Annotated in this window: 14 protein-coding genes; 8 read left to right on the top strand and 6 right to left on the bottom strand. The window is 63.2% G+C overall.

Annotated features, from left to right (window positions below; all coding sequences use genetic code 11):
* Positions 1-6: 6 nt before the first annotated feature.
* From glcF to PPN31114_RS17810, 6 genes are all read left to right on the top strand, one after another.
* Positions 7-1260 carry a glycolate oxidase subunit GlcF gene (gene glcF, locus PPN31114_RS17785; protein ID WP_150680823.1) on the top strand — a complete coding sequence of 418 codons (1254 nt, stop codon included), beginning with the start codon at positions 7-9 and terminating at the stop codon, positions 1258-1260.
* Between the two features lie 231 nt (positions 1261-1491).
* Positions 1492-1905 (top strand): DoxX family protein, encoded by a 414-nt coding sequence (locus PPN31114_RS17790; protein ID WP_150680824.1) that lies wholly within the window; start codon positions 1492-1494, stop codon positions 1903-1905.
* A gap of 47 nt (positions 1906-1952) precedes the next feature.
* Positions 1953-2780, top strand: coding sequence for a dioxygenase family protein (locus PPN31114_RS17795; RefSeq protein ID WP_150680825.1), 828 nt, complete (start codon positions 1953-1955; stop codon positions 2778-2780).
* Positions 2781-2815: 35 nt separating this feature from the next.
* Positions 2816-3727, top strand: a complete 912-nt coding sequence (locus PPN31114_RS17800; RefSeq protein ID WP_150680826.1) for a LysR family transcriptional regulator — start codon at positions 2816-2818, stop codon at positions 3725-3727.
* Positions 3728-3907: 180 nt separating this feature from the next.
* Positions 3908-5239, top strand: coding sequence for a hemolysin family protein (locus PPN31114_RS17805; RefSeq protein ID WP_150680827.1), 1332 nt, complete (start codon positions 3908-3910; stop codon positions 5237-5239).
* A 185-nt stretch (positions 5240-5424) separates the two neighbouring features.
* The gene (locus tag PPN31114_RS17810) at positions 5425-6564 is read left to right on the top strand and encodes a PAS domain-containing protein (protein WP_150680828.1); all 1140 of its coding nucleotides are present in this window, start codon (positions 5425-5427) and stop codon (positions 6562-6564) included.
* Between the two features lie 114 nt (positions 6565-6678).
* Here PPN31114_RS17810 and PPN31114_RS17815 read toward each other — a convergent pair whose 3' ends face one another.
* From PPN31114_RS17815 to PPN31114_RS17825, 3 genes are all read right to left on the bottom strand, one after another.
* On the bottom strand, positions 6679-7446 hold the full coding sequence (locus PPN31114_RS17815) for a flagellar brake protein (RefSeq protein WP_150680829.1): 768 nt from the start codon (positions 7444-7446) through the stop codon (positions 6679-6681).
* Between the two features lie 279 nt (positions 7447-7725).
* Positions 7726-8361, bottom strand: coding sequence for a LysE family translocator (locus PPN31114_RS17820; RefSeq protein WP_150680830.1), 636 nt, complete (start codon positions 8359-8361; stop codon positions 7726-7728).
* A 253-nt stretch (positions 8362-8614) separates the two neighbouring features.
* Positions 8615-8818, bottom strand: a complete 204-nt coding sequence (locus PPN31114_RS17825; protein WP_010805153.1) for a cold-shock protein — start codon at positions 8816-8818, stop codon at positions 8615-8617.
* A 565-nt stretch (positions 8819-9383) separates the two neighbouring features.
* On the opposite strand from PPN31114_RS17825, the gene PPN31114_RS17830 reads away from it, so the two are divergent.
* Entirely contained in the window at positions 9384-10088 is a 705-nt protein-coding gene (locus tag PPN31114_RS17830) for a peptidoglycan DD-metalloendopeptidase family protein (RefSeq protein WP_246182619.1), read from the top strand.
* A 183-nt stretch (positions 10089-10271) separates the two neighbouring features.
* Here PPN31114_RS17830 and mdoH read toward each other — a convergent pair whose 3' ends face one another.
* The 3 genes from mdoH to PPN31114_RS17845 all read right to left on the bottom strand — a co-directional run bounded on the left by mdoH (position 10272) and on the right by PPN31114_RS17845 (position 15456).
* Complete coding sequence (gene mdoH, locus PPN31114_RS17835) at positions 10272-12824, bottom strand: glucans biosynthesis glucosyltransferase MdoH (RefSeq protein ID WP_425325286.1); 2553 nt, start codon at positions 12822-12824, stop codon at positions 10272-10274.
* 137 nt (positions 12825-12961) lie between these two features.
* Entirely contained in the window at positions 12962-14485 is a 1524-nt protein-coding gene (locus tag PPN31114_RS17840; RefSeq protein ID WP_150680832.1) for a glucan biosynthesis protein G, read from the bottom strand.
* A gap of 272 nt (positions 14486-14757) precedes the next feature.
* On the bottom strand, positions 14758-15456 hold the full coding sequence (locus tag PPN31114_RS17845) for a LysE family translocator (RefSeq protein ID WP_150680833.1): 699 nt from the start codon (positions 15454-15456) through the stop codon (positions 14758-14760).
* 138 nt (positions 15457-15594) lie between these two features.
* Here PPN31114_RS17845 and PPN31114_RS17850 point away from each other — a divergent pair, with 138 nt between their 5' ends.
* Positions 15595-16521, top strand: coding sequence for a LysR family transcriptional regulator (locus PPN31114_RS17850; protein ID WP_150680834.1), 927 nt, complete (start codon positions 15595-15597; stop codon positions 16519-16521).
* Positions 16522-16527 lie beyond the last annotated feature (6 nt).

The raw sequence follows: 16527 nt of genomic DNA on the forward strand, positions 1-16527 counted from the left end.
AAGACGATGCAAACGAACCTCGCAGAATTCCTCCGCCACACGCCGGACGGCGACGAAGCCGAAGCCATTCTTCGCAAATGCGTCCATTGCGGCTTTTGCACCGCCACGTGTCCGACGTATCAGTTGCTCGGCGACGAACTCGACGGCCCGCGTGGGCGCATCTATCTGATCAAGCAGATGGTCGAAGGCCAGCCCGTCACGCGTGAAACGCAGCGCCATCTGGACCGTTGCCTCACGTGCCGCAGTTGCGAATCGACCTGCCCGTCGGGCGTGCAATACGGACGTCTGGCCGAGATCGGCCGCCGCCACGTCGATGCCAAAGTTGGACGCCCCGCCGGTGAGCGCGCCCTGCGCTGGACCCTCGCCCACGTGCTGCCCAATCGTGCGCTGTTCTCCCCGGCCCTGCGCTTGGGCCAGCAATTCCGTACGCTCTTGCCTAGAACGTTGCGCGAAAAAGTACCGCATCGCCAGCGCTCGGGCAGTTGGCCGCAAGGCAAGCACGCGCGCCGCATGCTCATGCTCGAAGGGTGCGTGCAACCGGCCATGCTGCCGAACGTCAACAAAGCCACCGCACGGGTGCTCGATGCGCTCGGTATCGAGATGGTGCGTCCGTCGTCGGCGGGCTGTTGTGGCGCGATTCGACTGCACCTGAACTATCACGACGACGGACTCGACGACGCACGCCGCAACATCGACGCCTGGTGGCCCGAGATCGAAGCCGGTGCCGAAGCCATCGTGATCAACGCGTCGGGCTGCGGCGCGACCATCAAGGAATACGGCCACCTGCTGCGCCACGACGCGCAATACGCGGGCAAGGCCCAGCGCGTCTCGGAGATGGCGCGCGATTTGTCGGAAGTGCTGCTCGACAACGTGGAGGCATTGCAGCGTCGCATGCCGAACCGCAAGACGGGCAAGATCGCCTATCACCCGCCTTGTACGCTGCAACATGGCCAGCAACTCAAGGGCGTGGTGGAGAAGCTGCTCGCGCAGGTGGGCGTGAACGTGATGCTGCCGCAGGACAGCCACATTTGCTGCGGCTCGGCGGGCACCTATTCGGTCACGCAACCGACGCTCTCGCACCAGTTGCGCGACGCCAAGTGGAAGTCGCTCGATGCCCTCGACCCGGAACTGGTGGTGTCGAGCAACGTGGGCTGCATCTGCCATTTGCAGGCCACCGCCAAGGGCGAACACTCGCGCGACCACGCGCCGGTACAGCACTGGATCGAGTTGATCGACCGGCTGATGCGCCCGGCCGCCTGATCCCCCGCCTGATCCGCCACCCGATCCGCCGCCCCGGCCTTCGCCTTACCCGCTAGCCGACATCACCCACGCGCCCGGCGATTGTCCCGATGAAGGGGATAATCAATCCCGGGCGCGCTCGTTTATCTGGACGATCACGCTCCCTAGAATCGGGGTTAGGTCAGCACACTGTTGTGCTGGCAAGCCAAACGTTGCATTCGACAACCCCCGATTCCTTTGCTGGAGCCCGTCATGATCGATACCAAAACCGCCCCGTACGCCGCCCTATTGCTGCGTGTCTCGCTGGGCATCCTGTTCCTCGCCCACTTGTCGCTGAAGGTTTTCGTCTTCACGATCCCCGGCTTCGTCGGGTTTTTCGGCTCGCTTGGTCTGCCGCCATTCCTGGCCTATGTCACGATGGCAGTCGAACTCGTCGGCGGCCTGATGCTGATTACCGGCTTCTATGCGCGCTGGGCCGCGCTGCCGCTGGCCGTGCTGATGCTCGGCACCATCGTGAGCGTGCACGGTCACAACGGCTGGATGTTCGCCAACAAGGGCGGTGGCTGGGAATTCCCGGCGTTCTGGCTGGTGGCGCTGCTCGTCGTAGCGTTGTTGGGTGATGGCGCTTGGTCGGTCCGCTCGGCTGGCCGTGCCCCTAAAGCCTGATCGGCCTGATCTGCCTGATCTGCAATACGCTCACTGGAGAAATCGTCATGTCTGCCCTGCCCTCGCTGTTCGTCTCCCACGGTTCGCCACTGCTCGCGCTCGAACCGGGCCGCACCGGCCCGTTGTTGACGGCGCTGGGGCGGGCGGTACCGCGTCCGCGTGAAATTCTCGTGATTTCCCCGCATTGGTCCACCCCGACCCCGCGCGTGGGCAATCTTGCGCAGCAGCGCACGATTCACGATTTCGGCGGTTTTCCACGCGAACTCTACGGCCTGCAATATCCCGCGCCCGGCGCGCCCGCGCTCGCCGAGCGCACGGTGCAAATCCTGCGCGACGCCGGGCTGCCCGCCGCGACCGACGACCAATGGGGTCTCGATCACGGCGCGTGGGTGCCGCTGCGCTATCTCTTTCCCGATGCCGACGTGCCGGTGACGCAACTGTCGCTGCAACGTCAGATGCGTCCCGAGTATCACTATCGCGTCGGTCAATTACTCGCCCCGCTCGCGCGCGAGGGTGTGCTTGTCGTGGCGTCCGGCAGCTTCACGCACAACTTGCATGAAGTCTTTCGTGCGCCCTCCGAAGACCGGGCAGAAGCGCCGTATCTGGCGGAATTCGTCGCGTGGTTCACCGAACATCTGGCCACCATGGATCTGGACGCACTGTTCGACTATCGCGCCCGCGCGCCGCACGCCGAACGCGCCCATCCGACCGACGAACACCTGCTGCCGCTCTACGTGGCGCTGGGTGCGGCTGACGACGCCGCCAAGCAAACGCACTTCGATACTGGAGCTACCTACGGCGCGCTGCGCATGGATGCGTTCGCCTTCGGCAATGCCGCACCGTCACTCGCAGAGGTCGCGGCACTGGCACAATAGTGCGCAAAATCGACATTTAGGAGCCACACCGCGGCATGAATAAACTGCGCGAGATCGAGTGTTTCATCGCCGTCGTCGAATCGGGCAGCTTCGTGAAGGCCGCGGCTGCCCTCGGCATCTCGAAGACCGCCATTTCGCGGTATGTGGCCGATCTCGAAGCCCGGCTGGGCACGCGACTGCTGCAACGTACGACGCGCCGCCTCTCGCTCACCGAGCCCGGCCAGCGCTATGTCGAGCGCTGCCGCCAGATCCTCTCCGAACTCGACGAAGCCGACGCCATGGCGGGCGAGCAAGATGGGCAACCCGCTGGGCCGCTGCGCATCAACGCACCGCACACCTTCGGCGTTCTGCATCTCGCGCCGCTGTGGCCGACGTTTCTCGCGCGTCATCCCCAGGTCTCGCTCGATATCACGCTAAGCGACCGGCTGATCGACATCGTCGAAGAAGGCTACGACCTCGCCATCCGCATTACGCGTTTGCCCGACTCGTCGCTCGTGCATCGGCGGCTGGCCGGTACGCGCATGGTGCTCTGTGCGTCGCCCGGGTACCTCGCGCAGCACGGCACGCCGCAGCATCCGAGCGAATTGGCGCATCACGAGACGGTCGGCTATAGCTACTTCTCGCATCGCCGGGAGTGGCGCTTCGACGGCCCAGACGGCCCGGTGTCCGTTCGCACGCATGCCCGGCTCATTGCCGACAACGGCGATACCTGTCTGGCCGCCGCCGAGGCCGATGCCGGGGTCATTCTGCAACCGTCGTTCCTTGTGCAAGATGCGTTACGCGACGGGCGCCTCGTCGAATTTCTGCCCGAGTACACGCAGGGAGAGACCGGCATCTACGCGGTCTATCCCACGCGCAAGTATCTGAGCGCCAAAGTGCGCGCGCTGATCGACTTCCTCGTCGACGCGTTTGCCATGCCGGGCTGGCGAGCCATCGACCGGCGCTGAGCCCGCGCCATCGACGTCACAACGGCCCGCTCGCACCGCGTAGCCACTTGCTCGCATCCGCCGTGAAAGCCCCTTGAATCGCGCAGAATTCCCCGGCAAAACACAGGAACTTCGCGCAGATTTATTGTCCATGACAAATGTCACTTATACTGTCGGGCCTGTCGTCCCATCTCAGATATTTTGGAAAACTTCTTACTGATCGTCGCTGCGATCCTGCTGGTGTTTCTTAACGGCTTCTTCGTGGCGGCGGAATTCGGCCTCGTCAAACTGCGCCAGACGCGCGTTCACATCATTGCCCGCCAACGCGGTTGGCGCGGTCGTATCCTGGCCAAGGTTCACGGCCAACTCGATACTTACCTCTCGGCCTGTCAGCTCGGCATCACCCTCGCCTCGCTCGGCTTGGGCTGGATCGGCGAGCCAGCGTTTGCGCGCGTGCTCACGCCGCTGTTCGCCGCAGTGGGCGTCTCGTCCCCCGAACTGATTCACGCGTTGGCGTTCTTCATCGCGTTCTTCACGATCTCGTATCTGCACATCGTCGTGGGCGAACTCGCGCCGAAGTCGATGGCACTGCGCATGCCCGAAGCCGTCTCGGTGTGGACAGCCGCACCGCTCTACGGCTTTTACTGGCTGATGTACCCGGCCATCTGGGTGCTCAACCACAGCGCCAACCGCTTGCTGCGCTGGACGGGCCTCGACCCGTCGCACGGCGCCGAAGCGCATTACTCGGCCGATGAAATCAAGTTGATCGTGCGCGGCGGCGCGGCCAGCGAGAAGCTCTCGCGCGACGACTGGAACGTGGTGGCCTATGCCATCGATTTCAGCGACCTGACCGTGTCCGACCTGATGCGCCCGATGAGCGAAGTGGCGGCGTTTCGCCGCAGCGCCACGTTCACCGAGAACATGGACACCGCGTATCGCCATCGTTACAGCCGTTATCCGTTCTTCGATAAAGACGGCGAGACCGTGCTGGGCGTGATTCACCTGAAAGATCTGTTCCTGGCCGAACACCACGGCCAGTCGATCGAAGACCTAGGCAGCATGACGCGCCCGGTCGAGCGTGTGAAACCGGACATGCCCGCGCGTGAACTGTTCCAACGTTTTCGCCGCGGGGCCCCGCACTTTGCCATCGTGGGCTGGCCTGACCAGAAGCCGATCGGCTTCCTCACGCTCGACAACCTGCTCTCTGCGCTGGTCGGCAAGATTCGCGACGAATTCCGTCAGACCGAAGACGACTGGACACGCATGGAAGACGGCACGCTCATCGGGCGCGGCAGCTTGCCGATCCTGACGCTCGAGCGCGCGCTTGGCCTGAACATTCCGAGCGAACATGCCGAGTCGGTGGGTGGCCTGATCATGGACACCCTCGCGTACCTGCCCCGCGAAGGCCAGAAGATCGACTTCGACGGGTTCTCTGTCGTGGTCAAGAAGATGCAGGGCCCGCGTATCGTGCTCGTGCGCGTGTACCCAGACGGCGTGCGCGAAGCCCGGGGCGAGGCGCCCGACGCGGCCTGACCCCCGTACCCAGTAGATTCCCGAATATGTGGCGGTGCAACAACGGGCAGGGGATGCCCGATTGATGCCCGCCATGTCCCCCGCCAAACTACGCTTCATAAGTGCCAAATCCCGTTCGAGGCAGGCACAGGTTGCGGGGGCAACATGCGTGATGGATGCCGCCAGGCGTCCAGGGGAGTCCCAAAGTGGACAATACGGGGAAGTTCGCGCTCGATGCGCTGATCGGCACCTGCTATGACGGGGTGCTCGACGAAGCTCGCTGGGACGAGGCGTTGCGCGGTTTCAACCAGTGGGCTGGCGGCATGGGATTCCACTCGGTCACGTGGGACCGCGCCCGCCACTGCGCCACACGCGACTCCAACTCGCTAGAAGCGTCACCGGCGGTCATCCGCGAATTTCTGGAGAAGCTTGCGCCGTCCGACCCGCGCGTGAGCCTGATGCTGCGCCAGCCGGTCGGGCACGCGATGCGTTGCCATCACCACCTGAGCGACCGCTACGTCGCGCGCAGCGAACTGTTCAACGAATTCCTGATTCCCAATGGCGTGCGCTATACGTACGGCCTGCATCTCGAAGGTGCCGACGGTACCAGCGAGTTGCTGGCCATTCTCCGCTCGCCCGATCACGTGCCCTTCGAAGAAGCGGACGCCGACCCCGAACTCGAAATCCTGACGCGCCATCTGGCTCGCGCGGCACACCTGCGCGCGGGGACACGGCATTTGCAGGCGCAGGCGTCGATGGGGATGGCGGTGCTCGATCAGTTGGAGCTGGCCGTCATCATCACCGACGACACGGCGCACACCCACTACCTGAACGCAGCGGCCCATCAGTTGCTGGGCTCGACGCGCAACGTCGCCATTCGCAGCGGAAAGTTCGGAGCGTTACTGCCGAGCGATGAACGTGCGCTGCGGCGGCTGATCGAGCAGGCCACCGCGCGCATGCCGGTGGCGGGCAGTCATCGGCTGCATGGCGAGAATCAACGGCATTGGGTGGTGACGGCGTTACCGCTGCGCGAGTCGCACGCGTGTGCGGCGCCTTGGCAACGCCCGATGGCGATGCTCACCATCGGGGAGTTGGACCGGCGGGTCACGCTGAGCCCTTACACGCTCAAGGTGCTTTTCGGGCTATCGCCAGCCGAGGCCCGTCTGGCGCTGGCGTTGGCCGAAGGCACCGAATTGACGCAATACGCACAAGAGGCCAACGTGGCCATCAACACCGCACGCACGCAGTTGCGGCACGTCTTCGACAAGACCGGATGCCGACGGCAAGGCGATTTGCTGCGGTTGTTGCATGCGATTCCGGCGCTACGTATTCACGCACCGACGTAGCAGGCACCGACAAAGTACGCACCGAAGCAGCCGTTCAGCGGCAAGCGCGACGGACACCGATCAAAACGGGGAATGATACTGGCGAGGCCGCAGACCGGGCCTCGCCTTGACGACTCAGCCGCGTGCAAACGCCTTGCGGTTGAGTTCGAGCTGGGTGATCAGCTTTTGCAGACGCGACTCGGCAGTGCGCGAGAGCGCGATGTAACGGCATCCGATGTGGTACTCCACATCCTTGGGCAACGGCACCGTGCGCAGATTGCACACTTCGAGATCGACTTGCACCGTACCGTAGTCGCGTAGCTCGACCTCGGCATGCATGAGCATCGAGCCCTTCGGAATGTCAGCGGCCACTTCAGCGCGCGTGCGCAAGCCCAGGCCACCGAGCGACAGGTCGAACACGTTCAGGCGCAGCGGCGCATCTTCCGGGAATTTGACCGTGCATTGGTACGGATCGAGGATCGGCGTCTTCACACGGAAATAATCGCGGCGCTGCAAGCGCACAAGCGATTCCGGATACGACGCATAGAACGCGGGATAGCCTTCGAACTCGCGCTCTTCGATGTCACCGATCGGGAAGTGCACCTGAATGCCCTCGGGCACACCGACGAAGAGCGCACGCTTGTTGGCGAGCAACGCGCGGTTTTCCGTCTCGACGCCACCCCAGTCGAAGTAGAAGCCGCGCGCTTGCGGCTCGACCTTGAGCAGCCGCGTGACAAGCTGACGCTGCCCGTTGGCGAAGTACACCGTCATGAAGTCGCCACGCGTGGCCAGATGGCGCAGCACCCCTCCAATTTCCAGCGGATTGCTGATGCGATACGAGTCGTGCAGTTGGGACTCGTCGTCCGTGGGCGCCGGCGTCACCTGCGGTTCTGTCGTTTCCATACCTGATCTTCTATTTGTCCCCGATACGACCGCGCAAGCCGTACGAATTAAGCCTCTGGCGACTGGCCGGGCGTCTCGGCCCGAAGGCCGTCAGACGCACTCCACGGCATATCACGTGGCATCACGTGACATCCCGTGATAACGGCCGTCACCCGGAAATATTGAGTGCATTCGCCTGCGGGCATACTTCTCCCCGTACCCGCACACCGCACTTTGGCACCCGGAAGCGCCCCTACTTGCTCAATCGCGTTGTTGCCGAAGCATGCCAGCCGAATCGGCTTAGCGATGCACGGCGGCCATCAACGCGCCAAAGCCCATGAACACGCCGCCGCTAATCCGGTTGAATGCCTTGAGTACGCGGGCTTCACGCAGATACGGCGCGATGCGCAAGCCGCCCGTGGCGTACACCAAATACCAGCTCATCTCGATAACGGCGAACGTGCCGAGCAAAATCGAGAATTGCGGCAGTTTCGCGGCAGCCGGATCGATGAACTGCGGCAAAAACGCTGCGGCGAACAGAATGGCTTTCGGGTTACTCGCGGCCACCAAGAAGCCGGACTTGAACAGCTTCCCGAAGCTGGAATCTTCCACCGACGCCGGGCCGCCGAAGCTGGCCGCGCTGGTGGTATCGACCGGCGAGCGCCAGCTCTTGTATCCCAGGTAAATCAGGTAGGCGGCGCCGACGTAGCGCAGGGTGTCGAACACCATCGGCCATGCCTTGAGCACCGCCCCCAGACCCGCCGCCGAGACCGACATCATGGCGATCAGCGCAGTCATGCAACCGGCCATCGTACCGGCGGCCGGACGCAGTCCGTGACGCGCGCCGTGCGTCATGACGAGCAGCATGTTCGGACCTGGCGTAGCCGAGACGAAGAATACGGTGACCACGTACAGCCACCAGGTTTGCAGGCTCATGATTGCCTCGGAAAAATGCTTCACATATGACGACCAGGCATTGTAGCGTCGAACCGCTGCGGTGGCATCGTTCGCGTGCACGTCCTGCACGTTTCGCCGGCTATCCTCGCGCGGCGTACGGCGGCGAGGCGGATGGTGCGATTGAAAAATCGGTTCGGAAAAATAAACAGGCCCGATGACTTTCGTCATCGGGCCTGTCATTTCGCTGCACACCCCGTTACCGGGGGCGCTCACGAAGGCGAATTAAGCGCGATTAGATCGGCTTGATGTTCGCGGCTTGCTTGCCCTTCGGGCCAGTCTTGACCTCGAACGACACGCGTTGGTTCTCTTGCAGCGACTTGAAGCCGTCAACCTTCACTTCCGAGAAGTGAGCGAACAGGTCTTCACCGCCGGCGTCCGGGGTGATGAAGCCGAAGCCCTTAGCGTCGTTGAACCACTTAACAATACCGGTTTCCATGTTTTTTCCTAATAAAACAATAGCCTGGGGTCGAAATGACCCCTCCAGCGCTGACAATCAAGGGAAAATGAAGGACTAGAAACCAGCGAGAAGCAGGAAAACTACGTCGGACAACAACTTCGCGGCTTGACAATCTGCAATTGGTTTTATACGTGGCAACTGCATGCTTGTCAACTAGGAAAATGCCGCAAATTAAGTAACAGTTTCCCGCAAATAGCGGGGAATTTGCGCACTGTTCAGGTATCTGACAGGGTCTCGCTGCCCGTACAATGGGCGTTTTGCACCGTGCTCATGCCGTCGCTGCGCACTCGGACCCGTATTTCGTGCTGCCAGAAATGATCTTCAGGCAACATTCGGCCACCCCGCTCAGCCTTTGCTGCTGTGCCTCGCGACCGCCTCTGGGCCCATAACCTGCCAACGGATGGAGCCTAAACATCTCGTGCGATCGATCCGATCGCAATCTGAAGTGCCGACGCGACCGCTTGCGTCGTCCCGCACTTCCCGCACACCCCGCCTTTTTTCGAATTGGCTCACGCGCTGGCGCGCTCACGCCGTCAGTCTTGCCGTGTGCGCCACATTAGCCGCCTGTGCAGGCTCGCCCACCTATGGGCCGGTGCCCGCCGGCAGTTACCGTGTGGCGTCCGGCGACACCCTCTATGGCATTGCCCGAGCCAACAACGCCAGTACGGCCGATTTGGTGCGCTGGAACGGCCTGACCGATCCCGACAAGATCGAGGTCGGCCAAGTGCTGCGTGTGGTGCCGCCAGCCGGATCGGCAAGCGCACCGCCCCCTACGGCGTCGAGCGGCGCGTCGTCAGGCAGTGCCGCAAAACCGCGCCCGAAGGCACAGACGGCGCCTAAGGCCGCCCCGGCACCGGCTGCACCGCGCACGGCGACCAACAAAATTCCGATGGTCTGGCCCGCCGACGGCCCGGTGCTTTCGAACTACAACGGCAGCAGCAACAAGGGGGTCGACATCGGTGGCAAGTCGGGCGATCCGGTCTACGCAGCCGCCGCTGGCAAGGTCGTGTACGCGGGCAGCGGCTTGCGCGGCTATGGAAATCTGGTGATGGTGCAGCACGATAACGGCTATCTGACCGCGTACGCTCACAATCGCGCCATTCTGGTCAAGGAAGGGGCAGCGGTTACCAAGGGGCAGAAGATTGCCGAGATGGGCGACACCGACTCGCACGGCACCGTCAAGCTGCACTTCGAAGTCCGCCAGAAGGGCACGCCGTTCAATCCGCGCGATTTCCTGCCGTCACGCTGAGCCAACACGGGCTTAGTTAGCCGCGCGTGAGCCTTGTCGAAACGACACGGCTGGCCGCCATCACTCAGGGCGCACTGCAAAAACAAAAAGGCCGAGTCCTCTACCAACAGGACTCGGCCTTTCGTCATCAGCCATCGACTCAGACGGCAGACGCGAATGTCTGCGCCCGCCGCCACTCATCCATCAAGCCGACGCCAAAAACCCCTGCGACAGCCCATTAGCCCGCGCGTCGCGCCAGTCGCGATGCGCGCGCGGGTCGGTCCACACCAGCAGGTGCAACGCCGCCAGCCCGCGCGGATCGTTGAGCAACTCCCACTTTTGCGTGTTCGTCAGCTTGGCCGGGCCCTTGAGCAACGCCGCCTCGACGCGCCCCGCACGAATCGTGTCGTGCTTCGGATCGTCGTGCGTCGGCGTCACACTCGCGGCCACCAGCGCGTTCGCCATCGGATCGACCACCGCATCCACGAAGTTCACATGCGAGCGCGCTTCGTCGGTGTACTTCTCCGTCATGCGCAGCTCTTTCGGCGGCCACGATTCTTCGGGAATCAAGAACAAGCGCGCCTTCTTCAACCCGCGCCCCAGCGACACCCGACTGGAGAACACCGACACCGGAATCGAGATCATCATCGAGCCGACGATCGGCATGAGCCACCAAATGAAGTCCGGGTTGAGCCAGTAGACCAATGCGCCCCAACCCACGCCGATGATCGTCTGCAAACCATGGCGGCGAATCGCCTCGCCCCAATGCGTCTCCGCATCTTCACGCGGCGGCGACTTCCACTGAATCGCGATACCGGTCAGCGCCGCCAACACGAACTGCGTGTGGAACAACATACGCACCGGCGCGAGCACCGCCGAGAACACCAGTTCGATCAGCATGCTCACCGTGACGGCAAACCAGCCTCCGAAACGCTTCGCGCCCTTTACCCAGATCAGCAGCACCGCCAAAATCTTCGGCAAGAAGAGCAACGTCGCCGTCGCGGAGAACAACGCGACCGCGCGCTCCGGATGCCACTCCGGCCAAACCGGGAACAACTGACGCGGCGCCGTGAAGTATTCGGGCACCACCAGCGTGTGCTTGGCGAGCAAACACGTCGAGAGAATCAGGAACGCAAACCACAGCGGCGCCGACACATACGCCATCGCCCCCGTCACGAACACCGCGCGGTGCACCGGATGCATCCCTTCGGCCAAAAACAGGCGGAAGTTCATCAGGTTGCCCTGACACCAACGACGATCGCGCTTGAGCTCATCGAGCAGGTTAGGCGGCATTTCTTCGTAGCTGCCCGGCAGGTCGTAAGCAATCCACACGCCCCAGCCCGCCCGGCGCATGAGCGCCGCTTCGACGAAGTCGTGCGAGAGAATCGCACCCGACAACGCGCCGTTTCCTGGCAATGGCGCCAGCGCGCAATGCTCCATGAAAGGCTTGAGACGAATAATCGCGTTGTGGCCCCAATAGTGCGATTCACCCAGTTGCCAGTAATGCAGCCCTGCGGTGAACAACGGCCCGTACACGCGCCCGGCAAACTGCTGCAACCGCGCGTAGAACGTCTCGCGACCGGCAGCCAACGGCGCGGTCTGAATCAGCCCGGCGCTCGGGTGCGCTTCCATCATGCGCACCAGCTTGGTCAGACATTCGCCGCTCATCACACTATCGGCGTCGAGCACGATCATGTAGCGGTAATCGCTGCCCCAGCGGCGGCAGAAATCGTCGAGGTTGCCGCTCTTGCGCTTCACGCGGCGCTGACGCCGGCGATAAAAGATTCGCCCGAAGCCACCGACCTCGCGGCACAGCGCCTGCCACGCGTCGACTTCGGCCGTGCAGTTATCCGCTTCGTTCGAGTCCGACAGGATGAAGAAGTCGAAGCGCTCGAGCGAATCGGTCTTCGCCAGCGACTCATACGTGGCGCGCAGGCCCGCAAACACGCGCCCCACGTCCTCGTTACAGATCGGCATCACGATCGCGGTGCGCGCATCGGCTTCGATCGGCGCGTCGCCTGCGGCCATCTTCGAGATCATGTGGCGCTCGCCACCGACCAGCAAGACGAAGAAACCGAAGATGGCGGTCCAGAAGCCCGCCGACACCCAGCCGAACAGCAGCACGAAGAGCGCGAGCACGGAAAATTCCAGCGGATCGGCACCGTGATACGGCAACACCGACGCCATGAAATGCGTGGCGAGTGCCGTCTGCGCAATCATCAGCGCAAGCAGCGTCCAGCGACGGCGGCGCCCTGCCTGCGACCATCGGCCTTTGGGATCGGGAGCGTCGCGCACCAGCGGATCGGGATCTTTGCGGCCAGTGATGGCCCGCCACAACCGCTTGAGCGGATTGAGCGACCACGGACGCGGTACGAGCGACGTGCGGCGTACCGGCGGCGCAATGCGCAACGTCTCGACACCTCGCACTTCGTTCAAACCAGCCGCCGCCGCCAACGACCCGCCTTCGGTCAAGGCAAGGCGTGCGGGTTGCGACGCCAGCACAGCGTCGCTGTCGGATTCGATTTCGGCGATATCGGGGGCATGCCATGCCGCCGTGGCGACAGGCGAACGCACACCTGCTGGCGTGGCCGCAGCCTCGCCGCCGGTCACGTCCTGGACGGGTGCATTGGGTGAATTGGCGGCTTCGCTTTGCTCAACAGCACGCTCGAGACCCGGCTCGCCCTCGTTCGACGACAGCGCATCGTCAGCGGGCAGGCGATCGGCGCCCTCACCGTTCGCGATGCGGGCGGTGAGCAGACGTTGGATACGGGTGAGCACGTCGAGCGAATCGCCGCCGTCACGCTGGGCTTGAGCCAGCAGTGCGCGGCGCTTCTCGGCGGGCAAAGGCAGCCGGTCGACGTACAACTCGTCGACCGGAATATCGGAGCGGTCGCTCACTCGGGGGGTAACAGGTAGCTCCACGTTTCGGATAGGGTATTGCTGCCGTTGCGCAGATAAGCGCGCATTTCGACGGGTTTCTCGGAATCGAGGCGGCGCATGCGAAGCATGACGCGGTAGCCTCCCGTGACGTCATTGCGCTGCGTCTGCACTTCAAGGATCTTACCGTTGCCGTCGGTCGTCACATTGCCTTCGACCTTAGCGTCGTCCGGCAGTTTCTTGAACGCCGGCCCCTCGAAATCGAGCGCGAACAACAGACTGTCGTCTGGTTTTCCCCGGTAGCCATGCCCCCGCCGGCTTTGCGTTACCCACGCCATCGGCGGGCGCTTGTCATTATCCTTTTGCCAAGACAGCTTGTATTCGAACGAATAAGGCTGCTTGGGCTTGGGCGGCGCATCCGGCACCCAATACGCGACGACATTATCGTTCGTTTCATCGGGCGTTGGAATCTGCACCAGTTCCACGCGACCCTGCCCCCACTTGCCCTTGGGCTCGACCCAGGCGCTCGGGCGCAGCTCATAGTGATCTTCGAGATCCTGATAGCTGCTGAAATCGCGATCGCGCTGCAAAAGGCCGAAACCGGCCGGATTCGAGAGCGAGAACGACGACACCAGCAAACGCTTCGGATTGACCAGCGGACGCCAGATCCATTCCCCCGTGCCCGACTGAATCGACAGGCCATCGGAGTCGTGCACTTCCGGGCGATAGTCGGGCGCCGGCGGCTGTTGGTTCTCGCCGAAGAAATACATGCTCGTGAGCGGTGCGAGGCCCAGCTTGGTCACGTTCTCACGCAGGAATAGTTCGGCCTTCACGTCCACCGTGGTGTCGACACCGGGGCGCAGCGTGAAGCGATACGCGCCCGTCGCACGGGGCGAGTCGAGCAGCGCGAAGATCGTCAGGTCCTTGGCGCCTGCGGCCGGGCGCTGAATCCAGAACTCGGTGAAGCGCGGGAATTCCTCGCCGGAATTGAGCGCCGTATCGAGCGCCAGCCCGCGTGCCGACAGGCCATAGGTCTGATTCTTACCCAGCGCGCGGAAATAGCTCGCGCCGAGGAAGACCATCACCTCATCTTTGTACTTGGGCGTGTTGACCGCGTAGTGAATGCGAAAACCGGCATAACCGAGCCCGCGCAATTGCTTCGGATCGACCTTCACCGCGCCGAAATCGAACTGATCGGGGGTGTAGCGCACTTCGCGCACGCTGTTACCGATCAACTCGTTGATCTTCACCGGACGGTCGTAATACGAACCTTCGTGGAAAAACATCAGCTCGAACGGCAGCTTCTGCGCGCGCCACAGCGCCTTCTCGGGCTTGAAGCGGATGCTGCGATAGCGGTCGTACGTCAGATTCTGAAGGTCTTTCGGCAGATTCTGATCCGTCGGCTTGTAGCGGCTATTCGCGAGCGTGCGGGCCTGTTTGGCCACGTCGTCGAACGAGAAAGCATGCGCTGCGCCCGACACCAACGCGCAGACACTGAGCATTCCGGCAAGCGCCAGACGCAGGGCACGGTGGGAAATCATGCGGGAAACCGTATTTGGCAGGAATTCCATCGGCAGTGGGGTAGCGTGTAACGCGCGTGCCGGCCGCAGCCAGCGTGCGCTGAACGCGCAATTTTACCCGTTCATTTGCCGATTGACCAAAGGCGCATCGGCAAAACCTTCGAAGCAGGCGCTCACATCACGTCAATCGTCCGCACCGCAGTCGCTCCAGCCGGGTCACAAAATTGTGACGATTTGTGACTGATAAGAGAAACGAGGGAATTTGAGAGGCAATTTTTCGATTTCCGCCCCTTTCAGCGATTGGCAAACGCCAGCAATCCGCCCAATGCCATCAACGTGCCGCCGATGGTCCGGCGCACGGCGTGCTGTCGACGAACCATGGCCGCGCGCATCCAGCCCGCCGAAAAGCCCAGCGCGACCAGACTGAACCAGCCCCAGTGCGCCAGCGACATAAACGCGCCGTAGGCCACCCCGACCTTCCAGCTCGTGCCTGCGTGCACCACCTGCGTGAACGTGCTCACGACGAACAGCGTTGTCTTGGGATTCAACGTATTGGTGAAAAAACCGGTGCGAAACGCCTGCCATTGCGAACGCTGCGAACGTTGTGACCGTTGGGAGCGTTGCGAACGCTGTACGTGCGAGCCCGCATCCGAAGCCGGGCCGCCCGGCGTTGCCTCGACGCCCTCGCCTTCCTGCGTGGCGTCGGCAACGGGCGATCGGTCTCGCAGCGTGCGCCAGCCGACGTAGATGAGATACAGCGCCCCGCCCCATTTCACGACAGAAAACAGCCACGGTAAGCGCGTCATCAGGAGCCCAACGCCCACGAGCGTGTAGAAGACGTGCACCTGTACCCCGGCGGCAATGCCCAGCGCAGCCCATAGCCCGGCACGGCGGCCATGCTGCCAACTCGCGCGCGTGACCATGGCGAAGTCCGCCCCCGGGCTGATGACCGCCAGCACGGTGATGGTCATGACGGCAATCAACTCTTGCATGATGAGAACTCACGGATTCGACTCGGACGCAGCCCCCGTGGCTGCGTCATCGAGATTCATTCCGGCGTCATTCTGCCGATCATCGGGTCGCGTGAAAAACGATCCTTTCGCACATCGATACGTGATAATTTCTCACCCATGAACCGCTCTCTGCCCTTGAACGCGCTGCAAGTGTTCGACGTTGCCGCCACCGAGTTGAGCTTCGCCCGCGCGGCGGAACGGCTATTCGTGACGCATGGCGCAATCAGCCGTCAGATCCGCACTCTCGAAGACGCGCTCGGCCTGCCGCTTTTCGAGCGTCGCAACCGAGCGGTATTTCTAACCCCGGCGGGCGAGCGCCTTCATGCCACGACACGGCAGATGTTCGAACAATTGACGCAGACGGTGGCGAGCCTGCGCCCGGTCGCCGCCTCGCGCACGCTGGTGGTCTCGTGCGAGCCGACGCTGGCAATGCGTTGGCTAATTCCACGCCTTGGCGCGTTTGCGCAAGCGCATCCCGACATCGCGTTGCACCTGCACTCGGCGGGCGGCCCGATCGATCTGGCGAGTGCGGGTGTGGATGTGGCCATCCGCCGCAACGATTTCTTCTGGGGACATACGCTGGTGGCCGAGCCGCTCGCCGACGAGTGGATCGGCCCGGTGGGGTTACCGACGGCGTTCGATGCGCCGCACCCGACGCTGCTGCACACCCGTACCCGCCCACAGGCTTGGCACGACTGGCAACGGGCGATGAAAGCCGACGGGCAGGCGTTGCCCCACGGAAGGTACGCCGCACGGGCCGGTACGCCACCGCCCTTCGAGCATTTTTACTTGAGCTTGCAGGCCGCTAGCGCAGGCTTGGGTGCCGCCATCGGATCGGTGTACATGGTCGGTGACGAACTGCGCGACGCGCGTCTCATCGCGCCCCACGGCTTTGTTCGCGACGGCTCGGCGTATGTCGCGCTCGCGCGGGACGCGTTCTCGGCGAATCCCGCCACGCAGGCATTGTTGGCATGGCTGCGAACTGCGATGGTCGAAGCGGCGTTGCCATGGATCGGCTCAAGCGCTACCGATGTCACGGGATAAACACCG

The sequence above is a fragment of the Pandoraea pneumonica genome (assembly GCF_902459645.1).
GTDB classification, from domain to species: Bacteria; Pseudomonadota; Gammaproteobacteria; order Burkholderiales; family Burkholderiaceae; genus Pandoraea; species Pandoraea pneumonica.

What these genes read in the sequence shown, in the direction of transcription:
- PPN31114_RS17845 (WP_150680833.1), bottom strand. Translation starts at nt 15,456, where the DNA reads ATGCAAGAGTTGATTGCCGTCATGACCATCACCGTGCTGGCGGTCATC.
- PPN31114_RS17790 (WP_150680824.1), top strand. Translation starts at nt 1,492, where the DNA reads ATGATCGATACCAAAACCGCCCCGTACGCCGCCCTATTGCTGCGTGTC.
- PPN31114_RS17815 (WP_150680829.1), bottom strand. Translation starts at nt 7,446, where the DNA reads ATGGAAACGACAGAACCGCAGGTGACGCCGGCGCCCACGGACGACGAG.
- PPN31114_RS17800 (WP_150680826.1), top strand. Translation starts at nt 2,816, where the DNA reads ATGAATAAACTGCGCGAGATCGAGTGTTTCATCGCCGTCGTCGAATCG.
- PPN31114_RS17795 (WP_150680825.1), top strand. Translation starts at nt 1,953, where the DNA reads ATGTCTGCCCTGCCCTCGCTGTTCGTCTCCCACGGTTCGCCACTGCTC.
- PPN31114_RS17850 (WP_150680834.1), top strand. Translation starts at nt 15,595, where the DNA reads ATGAACCGCTCTCTGCCCTTGAACGCGCTGCAAGTGTTCGACGTTGCC.
- PPN31114_RS17820 (WP_150680830.1), bottom strand. Translation starts at nt 8,361, where the DNA reads ATGAGCCTGCAAACCTGGTGGCTGTACGTGGTCACCGTATTCTTCGTC.
- PPN31114_RS17840 (WP_150680832.1), bottom strand. Translation starts at nt 14,485, where the DNA reads ATGATTTCCCACCGTGCCCTGCGTCTGGCGCTTGCCGGAATGCTCAGT.
- PPN31114_RS17825 (WP_010805153.1), bottom strand. Translation starts at nt 8,818, where the DNA reads ATGGAAACCGGTATTGTTAAGTGGTTCAACGACGCTAAGGGCTTCGGC.
- glcF (WP_150680823.1), top strand. Translation starts at nt 7, where the DNA reads ATGCAAACGAACCTCGCAGAATTCCTCCGCCACACGCCGGACGGCGAC.